We start from the raw sequence: 11,679 nt of genomic DNA, 5'->3' as shown, positions 1-11,679 counted from the left end.
TGGTTTTTATCAATTATTGAAGTCCATTTCATAATAAGCAGGATCTGCGTGTGTATAATGATTATTTTCTGTGGTTAATTTTATCGTTAAACTCTGGCAATCTTTTTCTGAGATACAAAGTGTCATGTGCAAGGAACATAAACCCGGTTTTATTTCATCGGCAGGCAAGATGGCACATAAACCCCCTTGAGTTTTTATCGCATCAGGGTTTTTAACTGAAAATAAGGGGATGTAATTTTGACAATCTTTACTTGTTTCGACGGTTGATGAATAAAGCGAGGCCTTATTGGTATTGATTTTGATTACGGAGATTAAATTACTTTCTTTGGTGTATAAATTTTCTAATGCCTGTTGGCAATAATCTGTTTCAGCGAAAACAGTACTGGCCGCAAAAGAAGAAAGGAACAATAAAATAAATCGGGTCATAGGAGATATAGGGGTTTTGAGTAAGCCTATTTTAATTATATTCGAGAATTTTTTTTGTAGTAAATTATTTGCTTTGAAACCCTCACCCGACGCAACGCGTCGGGTGAGGGGGATTATTCGCGACATATCAATTTGCTTTCGGCCAGGATGGAATAGACTTCATTATCACCAATGACTAGATGATCCAGTAAACGCGCATCAACCAATTCCAATGCGTCACGGATACGTTCTGTTACTGCGATATCCTGATGACTGGGATCGGATAAGCCTGAGGGGTGGTTGTGGGCAAGAATCAGTGCTGCTGCATTGAGTTGAAGAACACGTTCTATGATGGGTCTTGGATGAATTGTTGCCGTATTGATGGTGCCAGAAAAAAGTTCCTCATAGGCAATGATGCGATGCTGATTATCGAGAAACAACGCGGCAAAAGTTTCATATTTATAATCGCGCAAACGTTTTTTTAAATAGGCGTAGGTTTGTTTGCTGTTCGTGATGGGTGTATCTTTTTGTAATTGAATGAAGTCACTGCGCCGACATATTTCCTTGACTGCTTGCAATTGGGCATAGCGAACCTCTCCTAAACCAGGTATTTGCTGGAAAGATTGTTTATCGGCGTTAAGAATCGCTCGTAAATCGCCCAGGTGCTTGAGGAGCTCAAAAGCGAGTTGTACACAGGATTTTTTACTATTGCCAGAGCTGATAAAGACAGCGAGTAATTCAGTATCTGAAAGACTTTGTACACCATGGGTGAGCAGTTTTTCACGCAAGTTCAACTGCCGTGTTGATTGGACAACCGTCATTTTTCTATTCCTTTATTGCGAAGTTTGTGCTTTGATCGGAGCTATTCTTATCAAAAAAGACCAGTCATGCAAGATTTTATTGGCAAAAAAATACTTCTTGGGGTATGTGGTGGGGTCGCTGCGTATAAATCAGCCTACCTGATTCGGGAGTTAACTCGAGCCGGAGCTGAAGTACAAGTAGTGATGACCCAATCAGCTCAGCAGTTTGTTAGCCCTTTGTTAATGCAAGCTTTATCCGGCAACAGCGCACGTACAGAATTATTTGATGCCGAGGCAGAACGCGCTATGGGACATATTGAGCTAGCGCGTTGGGCAGATTATTTAGTGATTGTGCCTGCTTCTGCAAATATTCTTGCTAAAATGGCTCAGGGTATTGCGGATGATTTACTTTCTACTTTATACCTGGTATCAGAAGTCCCGGTCATTGTTTGTCCGGCGATGAATCATAGTATGTGGGCTCATCCTGCAACCAAAGCCAATTGCACGATTTTGCGGGACAGGGGGGCAATTTTTGTGGGGCCTGAAGAAGGTTCGCAAGCGTGTGGCGAGCAAGGTTTTGGACGTGTGAGCGAAGTGGAACACATCATGAGTGCATTACGTTTGTCGGATGTACACCAGTTACTTGCGGGAAAAAAAGTTCTTGTCACCGCTGGGCCTACTCGTGAGCCGCTGGACCCAGTGCGCTACATCAGCAATTACAGCTCCGGAAAGATGGGGTACGCTATGGCAGAGGCCGCTGCTATGGCCGGCGCACAAGTTACCTTAATTAGTGGACCAACTTCTTTACAGGCTTCGGCTGGAATTAGGCGAATTCAGGTTGAATCTGCACAAGAGATGCTTGATGCCGTAATGCAAGAAATGCCTACAGATGGTATATTTATAGGAACAGCTGCTGTTGCAGATTATCGGGTTGAGTCGCCTGCGTCAGAAAAAATGAAGAAGAAAAACCATGAGGAAATGACGCTTAAGTTGATAAAAAATCCCGATATTCTCAGTCGTGTTGTCGATTCAGCCCGGGCTTCTTGCGTGGTTGGATTTGCTGCTGAAACCACGGATGTCGTGCATTACGCCACCGAAAAGCTACAACGTAAAAAATTGGATATGATTGTGGCGAATTCGGTAGGAAAAGGACTTGGATTTGAGAGTGAGGTGAATCAAGTCATTATCATTACAAAAAGCAAGCAAATCGAATTGCCCTTAACCCATAAAACACGGTTAGCAGGACAAATTATTGCAATCATTGCTGCAACTCTGCAAAATGATGCGCATTAAGATTAATAGGAAAAATTATGACCCAAGCAATTCAACTAAAAATTCTGGATGCACGAATCGGCGATACCATCCCATTACCTACCTATGCCACCCATGGGGCAGCTGGATTAGACTTGCGAGTTTGTATTAATGAACCCATTCAAATTGCCCCCCAAGAAACCGTATTATTGCCTACAGGATTATCAATCTATATTGCTGACCCTAAATTAGCCGCAGTGATTTTACCGCGTTCAGGTTTGGGACATAAAAATGGTATTGTTTTAGGTAACTTAGTCGGGTTAATTGATTCGGATTATCAAGGTGAGCTCAAGATTTCTTGTTGGAATAGAGGCATTGAGCATTTCACTGTCAATCCAGGAGAGCGTATCGCTCAATTAGTTTTTATTCCGGTGGTGCAAGCCGCTTTCGAAATAGTGGACTCGTTTACTGAAACCTCCAGAGGTGAAGGTGGATTTGGCAGTTCAGGGAGACATTAAATGAAATACCAGCAAAAACAAGTTTCTCGTTCTGTGTTTCGTGCCTATGATATCCGCGGCATCATTGGACAAGAATTGGATGAAAATGCCTTTTATAGTATTGGACTTGCCCTGGCTTGTCATTTGCATGACTTAAAACGGCAACAAATTTTTTTGGCACGGGATGGTCGTCTCACCAGTTTTGCAATGGCTTCCGCTTTAAAGCAAGGACTATTGGATAGTGGGATTGATGTATTTGATTTGGGTGCGGTACCAACACCGGTGATGTATTTTGCAATTCATACTCAAGAAATTGATTGTGGTTTGATGGTAACCGGAAGCCATAATCCAGCAAATTACAATGGAATTAAAATGGTCTTATTAGGTAAGACCTTAATGCAAAAAGACATTGATATCTTGTATCACTTGGTTCATGAACGGAAGCGGCTTGTCGGTCAAGGTCAAGATGTGGCATTTGATGTATTGCCTAAATACAAGCAACGTATTTTAAGTGATATCAAAATTAAACGTCCATTAAAAGTGGTGGTCGATTGCGGTAATGGTATTGCTGGCCCGATTATTCCCGAAGTGCTCAGTCAGTTAGGGTGTGAGGTGGTGGCTCTTTACTGTGATGTCGATGGTCACTTTCCCAATCATCATCCTGATCCAACAATAGAGGCGAATTTAGCTGATTTAAAAGCCGCAGTGGCAGCACATCAGGCGGATATAGGTTTAGCTTTTGATGGGGATGCGGATCGATTGGGTTTAATTACCAATAAAGGTGAGATGATTTGGCCTGATCGGTTGATGATGCTTTATGTCCGTGAATTATTAACCCGTCTTCCTGGAGCGACTATAGTTTTTGATGTGAAATGTTCCAGTCATTTAGAATCGGTGATCAAAGAAGCAGGTGGGGTACCCAAAATGTGCCCCACAGGCCATTCCATCGTAAAACACGTGATGAGAAAAGAAGGTGCCGCTCTGGCAGGTGAAATGAGTGGGCATTTGTTCTTCAAAGATCGTTGGTATGGATTTGATGATGCACTCTACAGTGCTTGTCGTTTGCTCGAAATCATTAGTGCTGCGGATCTAACCGTCAGTGAACAATTTGAATCGATTCCTAATAGCATTAATACTCCTGAACTGAAAATCGCTATAGCCGATGATGAGAAGTTTCAATTTATGAAACGCTTTAATGAAATGGCAGAGTTTCCTAAGGCACGAGTGATTGCAATTGATGGTTTACGGGTTGAGTTCGATAAAGGTTGGGGTCTTTTACGTGCTTCCAACACTACTCCTTGTCTCGTTGCTCGCTTTGAAGCGGAAGATGAAGATAATTTGGAGCACATCCAACAGTTATTTAAGAAGCAAATGCATTTATTGAATGATAAGCTCGAGTTGCCATTTTAATGTGTACTGTAGCCTGAGTGTTGTATTGTCAAGATTAGCGTAGCGTAATCCGGGAGCTTCTATGCCCGGGTTTAAAGAACTTATCGTCCTCAATAAAACACTCAATTTTTTATTGAAAAGTTTTACAAAAAAGAACACACTAAACTAAAAAGCGAGTGTCATGACGATTTTTTTACTATGATAAATGGAGTTTACGCTTGGAACATCTAAAGTCTTTCAATACTCCCCAAACGTCTCATGGTGTCGATGTGAATCGAACAGGTAGGTCCGTTGTAACCATCGGACATGGTTGTCAATTGACCATTGCCTCCTCTCAAACACTAGCGCATTATTCATCAGCGGTGGCTTTACCACCACAGGCGATGGAAGCAATAGAGGCTTCGTATCAATATTTGAAAGTACATGTTGATTCGCGAGTTCCGATTTACGGTGTGAATACCAACTTTGGTGATCAGGTTCGTTATATCGATGCTGCACTCAAAGATACGGACACATTAGATTATTATGAATCCATTAATGAACGACAAGAAAACATTATTCGCTCACTTTCTTGCGGTTTAGGTACGGTAGTTTCACCTCACCTCGTGCGTGTCACGATGATGTTGCGGGCTCATTGCCTGGCGCAAGGGTATTCAGGTGTTCATCCAGAATTGATCAATTCACTGTTAGATTTTCTCAATGCGGGTATTACCCCCGTTGTCCGTTGTTATGGATCGATTGGTGCTAGTGGCGATCTCATTCCTCTTTCCATGATTGCCGCAGCGTTGATTGGAGAGCCTGTCGCAGTCACTTATCAGGATAAAGTGATGTTAGCCCCTGAGGCCATTCAATTAGCTGGTCTCAAAGCGTATAAACCGGTGATGCGTGATGGGCTTGCTTTGATTAATGGCACGTCATTTATGACGGCAATTGCCAGTTTGGCAGTTTATGATTTGCATCATTTATTCAAATACATGTTAGCAGCCGTTGCGATGACCTTAGAGTCTTTACTCGTAATTAGTAGCGCGTATCACCCAATGGTACACCAACTGAAAAAGCAGAAGGGAGAAATTGAAATCAATCAATTTTTCATTGATTTCTGGGAAGGCAGTCAATTATTGACGGATTTAGATGAGTTACGGACCACTGATTACACCTATAAACCCGTACAAGATTATTATTCTATTCGCTCAGTTCCTCAAGGATTTGGTCCTTTTCAAGAGAATTTGGAACGTGCCATTGAGTGGGTAGAAAGTGAAATGAATTCCGTTAATGATAATCCTGTTATTGATGTTGCTGCGAATAATATTCATCATAGTGCTAATTTTATGGGTTATTATGTTACTGATGCGTGTGATATTTTGAAAATGAATATCGCTCAAGCCTCGACGTGGATGCATGCATTGCTCGCCAATTTAGTCCATCCGCGTAAGAATCATGATTTACCAGTGAATTTAGTGCCTAATCCAGAAAAACATAACGGGTTCCGTTCCATGCAGCTGCTGTCTGCGGCGCTTGCAGTACAAAATCGCAAATTGGCCCAGTCACATCAGGCATATACTTTACCGACAGAGGGTGATAATCAAGATGTGAACAGCTTGGGAACACATGCTGCTTTTGATTTGCAAGAGTCAGTAGCCAATTTGGAGCGTCTAACCGCTATTTTGCTGCTTGCGGCAACTCAGGCACTTGAATTGCGGGGTATCGAAAAGGCAAGTAAAAAAGCTCAATCCATTTACCACAATGTTCGTCATTATTCACCAAAAATAGAGCATTGCAGACCGATGTCGGAAGAGATTGAGCTCATGATTAATTTATTAAAGGATGGCAAAATCTAAAGGTAATCGCTCAGAGCCCCTTATTGATGGTTACTCGGACGGTTGGATTCTCTCAATATGGGTATTTGAGCCGTTCTTTGATAGGCGCTGAGCACGTACATATAAAGGAGTAAAACGTGCGCCAATTGTCCCAGTTTTCCCTAGCGATCTCTGTTTTCTGTCTTTCTTCACCTGTTTCGGCACATTCCGATTTTAGTTTGCCTTTTGTTAATACCGCGGGCTTAGGGGTGGCTTATGCAGATTGGGCAACTGCTGATAGTGATGCAAGTACGGCTTACACAAATCCGGCAGGACTGGTGAAGCTGCGTCATCAACAAATAGTGGCTAATTTATTAGGTGTCACAGGGACAGCACGTTTTACAGGGACTTCAGTTACACCTCCATCTCCATCCCCATTTCCTTTCCCCATTGTTCAATCTGGGGTAGCGCGCAGTCAAATTAAAGCGTTCATGCCTTCATTTTATTATGCTGCTCCTGTTAATCAGCGCATTACATTGGGTTTAAACTTTACGACCCCATTCGCTTTAGGTACGAATTATGGCTCCTCACGCTCCTCCATTGCGCGTTATGCATCCACGCGTTCCCAAGTGGTGGGGATTGATGTAGGTCCAAGTGTGGGTGTGAAGCTAACGGATCGTTTTTCTCTAGGCGCGGGATTTGATGCACTTCATTTGGCATTTACACTCAATAATATGTATGGTCCACCTATTTCTTTTCCTTACGATTCACGACTTGAGAATCATTTAAGTGGCTGGGGATACGGTGGGCATGGTGGTTTGTTATTTGATTTGTCATCGGCAACTCGGATTGGATTAAGTTACTACTCTAAAATCTCAATTACGACTAAAGGGCACAGCACTGTTCATGTCCCTTTCGGAGGTGTCTTCAGAACAAATCAACAAGAAACCAAAGCTGCTTTGCCTGCTCGAGCTCAATTGAGTGTGCAACATGATTTTACCCGACGATGGACGGGTATGGCCACGGTATTTTACACCAATTGGAGAACATTTAATCAAATAACAATGGAGCATACGGAAACTCCTTTTGGAGTAACAATTCCAGTAACCATTCCCTTCAATTACCACAATTCTGTTGATTATGCAGTCGGAGCCACGTTTAAAACAACCGAAAAATTGTTGTTACGAGGTGGGATCCAATTTATGAGTACTCCTTCTAATGATCGCGATCGAGGCATTGCAGATCCGGTAGGAACTGCAACTATCCTGGCTGTGGGAGCCCATTTTCAACCTACTGAGAATTTAGGCTATGATGTGGGTGTCGGTCATTCATTTTTTAACCAAATGCCGGTGAATCTCATTACTCCAGTGACCTCTCTTAAAGGGCATAACAACACGCAAACAACTGTAATTGGTGGACAAATTACCTGGAGTTTTGCATAACTTTTCTGTCGATCATTGCTTGTTTAAGCAAACCCCCTGCCGTTTGCAGTCAAAAATGGCGGGCTTAGCAAAGTTCTTTTTTTTTCCACAAGTTCAAAAAAAGCCATCTATAATTATAGGGAATTAATAATTATCCAAAATTCAATGATTGAGAGTGGTGGTATATGTCGCAAGATTCTGCTGGTAATAGCCCAACCGATACAATTATTTCCAAACTGTTGCTCAATTATCAAAACTCTCCGCAAAAACCGGCCTATCGGTTGTTAAGTAAGGATAAAGAGCTCAACGTCATAACCTATGAAGAACTGATCGCTAGAGTCTTTCATTTAGCTTACCAAATTCAACAAAACGCAAATCCCAAAGATCGAATCATTTTATGTGCTCAGCCCGGAATAGATTTTATCGTAGGATTTTTTGCTTGTTTGGCTACTGGGACAATTGCGGTGCCTTTGGTCCCACCGTTTAATAAAATGATGGCCAATCGATTTTTACATATTATCGAGAATGTTCAGCCACAATTAATTCTTTTTGACGTAATGACCTCAAGAGGTCTCAATATCGCGCAAAAAATAAATCGTTTTATTCCCAACAGATTAAAATCTTTTGTTGGCCTATCAGATAAGCATGAGCAGTTGTTTAAGACATTGAAATCCATTGAAATTAATATGTTGATTATTACTCATGATATAAAAATTGACATAACCCAGATCACACCTTATCCAGTTCTTTGTGATGATATCGCCTTTATCCAATATACTTCGGGCTCTACTGCTGAACCAAAAGGTGTTTTAGTCAGTCATGGTAACCTAGTCGATAACTCAGAAATTATTAAGTATGCCTGCCAGACCAGCGACAATACTATTTGCTACTCCTGGTTACCTCCTTATCATGATATGGGTTTAATTGCGGGCGTGATTCAGCCAATCTACGTGGGCGGGACTTCTGTGCTGTTACCCACTCTGGATTTCATAGCAAAACCATCCCGATGGATGGAAGGGATCTCAAAATATCGGTGCACACTAACTGGTGGCCCTAACTTTGCTTATGAATTATGCGCCTCAAAAGAAACTAAGGAACATATTGCAACATTGGACCTAAGTTGCCTGCAAGTAGCTGCGAATGGAGCAGAGCCCATTAATCCTAAAACGATGGATTTTTTCTATACCACGTTTGCTTCTGCTGGTCTGAAAAAGAACGCTTTATTACCTTGTTATGGCTTGGCCGAATCCACGGTAATGACCTCAAGTAAATTCGCGCTTTCAGAGGAAATTAGACTTTCTGTCAACTCGGAGCAATTAAAACTGAATAAGGTCGACATTAACCCAGGTGATGGTGCTTCTACTTGCCTGGAAAGTAGTGGAACCCCGCTGATGCCATTAAAAATCGTGAATCCAGACTTATTGACCGAATGTGGTGAATTAGAGATTGGCGAGATTTGGATTCAAGGTAAATCGGTAGCGAAAGGTTATTATAATAATCCAGAAGAAACCGCGAAAACCTTTCATGCACATTTAGCTCATGATCCCTCGAATGAAAACTACTTGCGAAGTGGTGATCTTGGATTTTTATACCAAAATGAGCTTTTCGTTTGTGGGCGAATAAAAGATATGATCATTATTCGTGGCCAAAATTATTACCCTCAAGACATCGAGTTATCCGTTTTTCATGCAGATCCTACGATACGAAAAGGATGTGTGATTGCCTATGCTGATCAAGTCGAAGATGAAGAAATTTTAGTAGTGGTTGCCGAGTTAAAGCCTAAAACCGCGCCACAAACGTATCCTGAGATCGTTGAACGTATCAATCAAAGACTAAGCCAAGACAGTCATATTACGGCTAAGGCCATCCATTTAGTACCGGCTAAATCGATTCCTAAAACAAGCAGTGGTAAGTTACAACGTAGACGTTGTAAACAATTTATTCAGGAACATCATTTGTTGCCCCTTTATCGTTTTATTGCCTCTGAAGCGCAAGATAGGCTGCAAGTTGATGAGCATGAGGTGAATGCAGTTAAAAATCCAAGTCAATGGTTCGAAGGATTTAAGCAGTTGACGAAGGAAGAGCAGCGATTGGCAATAAAAGATCTGGTGTTAACATCAGTTGCTCACTACATCCCTATGGAAGACACGCCCATCGACTTGAGTAAAGGATTTTTTGACCTAGGCCTTGATTCAATTAATGCCGTAGAATTAATTAATTTGTTACAGACAAAATTAGGCAATGCTTTAATCTTGGAGAGTTCGTTATTATTTAATTTTCCCAATATCCAGGCAGTAATTGATTATATGTATGAGGAGTTGAGCTCTAAAAAAGAAGAGCCTCAGCGATCGACGCCAGAGCATTCAAAAAATCTTCGATCGCCATGGCATGAAGAGATAGCTGTTATTGGTATGAGCTGCCAATTTCCAGGTGCTAAGGACATCGATGAATTTTGGCAACTTTTGGCGGAGGGAAAAGATGGGGTGCGAGAGATTCCCAAAGAGCGTTGGTTCTCTGAATATTACAGCAATCGATCCCCTGAGGCGTTGAATTCCTTACCGCCACTAAAAGGAGGCTGCATTGATGGCATTACCGAGTTTGATGCGGGTTTTTTCTCCATTTCACCTCGTGAGGCCTTGCTCTTGGATCCGCAACAACGCCTATTATTAACCAACGCATGGCGAGCCTTGGAAAATGCCGCGTGCGATCCGCGTCAATTACGTGGGAGTAGCACCGGGGTGTTTATTGGAATTTCGAGTCATGATTATGAACATATTATTTTTAGCCATAAAGAATTAATTATTCACCCTCACGTCGCAACGGGTAATGCGGCAAGCTCCGCTTCTGGACGACTGTCTTATGCTTTAGGGCTTCAAGGCCCAAGTATGGCCATTGATACAGCGTGCTCCTCGTCATTGGTTGCTCTTCATCAGGCGTGTTTGTCCATACGTAACGAAGAATGCGGGCTCGCCATCGTTGGCGGAGTGAATGCGCTCTTGTCTCTCGATCTCACCCTCAATTTAAGAAAAGCGGGGATGCTATCGCCCGATGGGGCATGTAAGACGTTTGATGCAAGTGCAAATGGTTATGTTCGCGGTGAAGGATGTGGCGTGGTTATTTTAAAACCTTTATCTGCAGCGCAAAGGGATAATGATCGAGTTTTAGCGGTTATCAAAGCATCCGGGATTAATCAGGATGGTGCGAGTAGTGGTCTAACGGTACCTAATGGTGCTGCGCAAAAATCACTATTGCAGTCTGTTTTGATTAAATCGGGATTAAAATCGAATGACATTGATTATATTGAGTGCCATGGAACAGGGACTTCTTTAGGGGATCCTATCGAGATCGGTGCAATAGGCCAGGTCTATGGTGAGCATAGGGAATTGAATCATCCGCTGTATTTGGGGGCGGTAAAAACCAACATTGGTCACTTGGAAGCTGCGGCGGGTATCGCCGGCCTTATCAAAACTATTTTGGCCTTACAGCATGAGCAAATTCCAGCGAATCTTCATTTTAAGCTGCTCAACCCGCATATTCGGTTAAACTTTCCTGCAGAAGTGATGGCCGTGAACAAGCCTTGGGAACGAGGCCAAAATCCTCGTCGGGCTGCTATCAGCTCTTTTGGCTTTAATGGGACTAATGCTCATGTGATCATTGAGGAGTCAGCTCAAGACAACAAAAAAGAACCGATTGAGTTACCTGCAACACCACTTTTTGTTTTATCTGCAAAAACGGAGAACTCGTTGCAGTCTTTGATAGGTGCCTATAAAGATTATTTGAAAACCACTAAGGACTCATTAGCCGATATATGCTACACGGCAGCTACAGGCCGTAGTCATTTCGAATGGCGGATAGCCATTTATGCTCAGAGTAAGCAGGAGTTGATTGAGCAATTAGGTCAAACCGTAGCCGTAGAAACTACGTTGACTGAAGAAATCGTTATTGGTGGCGATCTAAAAAGTGCTTATTTAAATGGCAAACACGTCGATTGGGCCGCGAATTATGCCCCCTATACTCATGGATTATCAAAAGTCATCTTACCGACTTATTGTTTTGAGAAGAACCATTATTGGTTGACGTAATTTACCCAGATTACGCTGCGCTAATCCGGGTTATAAAG

Annotated in this window: 8 protein-coding genes; 6 read left to right on the top strand and 2 right to left on the bottom strand. The window is 42.3% G+C overall.

Annotated elements, in window-relative coordinates:
* Positions 1-9: 9 nt before the first annotated feature.
* Together OQJ13_RS06505 and radC are read right to left on the bottom strand one after the other, a co-directional pair.
* Positions 10-552 (bottom strand): hypothetical protein, encoded by a 543-nt coding sequence (locus tag OQJ13_RS06505; RefSeq protein ID WP_265710030.1) that lies wholly within the window; start codon positions 550-552, stop codon positions 10-12.
* Entirely contained in the window at positions 540-1,226 is a 687-nt protein-coding gene (gene radC, locus OQJ13_RS06500) for a RadC family protein (protein WP_265710029.1), read from the bottom strand. Before radC ends, OQJ13_RS06505 begins: the two co-directional genes overlap by 13 nt.
* A gap of 66 nt (positions 1,227-1,292) precedes the next feature.
* Between radC and coaBC the strand changes: the two genes are divergently transcribed.
* The 6 genes from coaBC to OQJ13_RS06470 all read left to right on the top strand — a co-directional run bounded on the left by coaBC (position 1,293) and on the right by OQJ13_RS06470 (position 11,641).
* Positions 1,293-2,498, top strand: a complete 1,206-nt coding sequence (coaBC, locus tag OQJ13_RS06495; protein WP_265710028.1) for a bifunctional phosphopantothenoylcysteine decarboxylase/phosphopantothenate--cysteine ligase CoaBC — start codon at positions 1,293-1,295, stop codon at positions 2,496-2,498.
* 17 nt (positions 2,499-2,515) lie between these two features.
* Complete coding sequence (gene dut, locus OQJ13_RS06490; protein WP_028380811.1) at positions 2,516-2,974, top strand: dUTP diphosphatase; 459 nt, start codon at positions 2,516-2,518, stop codon at positions 2,972-2,974.
* On the top strand, positions 2,975-4,363 hold the full coding sequence (locus OQJ13_RS06485; RefSeq protein WP_265710027.1) for a phosphomannomutase/phosphoglucomutase: 1,389 nt from the start codon (positions 2,975-2,977) through the stop codon (positions 4,361-4,363).
* A 197-nt stretch (positions 4,364-4,560) separates the two neighbouring features.
* Positions 4,561-6,180: an HAL/PAL/TAL family ammonia-lyase gene (locus tag OQJ13_RS06480; RefSeq protein WP_265710025.1), complete on the top strand. Its 1,620-nt coding sequence runs from the start codon at positions 4,561-4,563 to the stop codon at positions 6,178-6,180.
* 116 nt (positions 6,181-6,296) lie between these two features.
* A complete protein-coding gene (locus tag OQJ13_RS06475; protein WP_265710024.1) occupies positions 6,297-7,580 on the top strand; it encodes an OmpP1/FadL family transporter in 1,284 nt (427 codons plus the stop codon).
* 164 nt (positions 7,581-7,744) lie between these two features.
* Positions 7,745-11,641: a beta-ketoacyl synthase N-terminal-like domain-containing protein gene (locus tag OQJ13_RS06470; RefSeq protein ID WP_265710023.1), complete on the top strand. Its 3,897-nt coding sequence runs from the start codon at positions 7,745-7,747 to the stop codon at positions 11,639-11,641.
* Positions 11,642-11,679 lie beyond the last annotated feature (38 nt).

The organism is Legionella sp. PATHC035, from assembly GCF_026191115.1.
In the GTDB taxonomy this organism is placed as follows: Bacteria; Pseudomonadota; Gammaproteobacteria; order Legionellales; family Legionellaceae; genus Legionella.
This window is presented reverse-complemented; position numbering and strand designations above follow the sequence as displayed.

What these genes read in the sequence shown, in the direction of transcription:
- OQJ13_RS06505 (WP_265710030.1), bottom strand. Translation starts at nt 552, where the DNA reads ATGTCGCGAATAATCCCCCTCACCCGACGCGTTGCGTCGGGTGAGGGT.
- radC (WP_265710029.1), bottom strand. Translation starts at nt 1,226, where the DNA reads ATGACGGTTGTCCAATCAACACGGCAGTTGAACTTGCGTGAAAAACTG.
- OQJ13_RS06470 (WP_265710023.1), top strand. Translation starts at nt 7,745, where the DNA reads ATGTCGCAAGATTCTGCTGGTAATAGCCCAACCGATACAATTATTTCC.
- coaBC (WP_265710028.1), top strand. Translation starts at nt 1,293, where the DNA reads ATGCAAGATTTTATTGGCAAAAAAATACTTCTTGGGGTATGTGGTGGG.
- OQJ13_RS06485 (WP_265710027.1), top strand. Translation starts at nt 2,975, where the DNA reads ATGAAATACCAGCAAAAACAAGTTTCTCGTTCTGTGTTTCGTGCCTAT.
- dut (WP_028380811.1), top strand. Translation starts at nt 2,516, where the DNA reads ATGACCCAAGCAATTCAACTAAAAATTCTGGATGCACGAATCGGCGAT.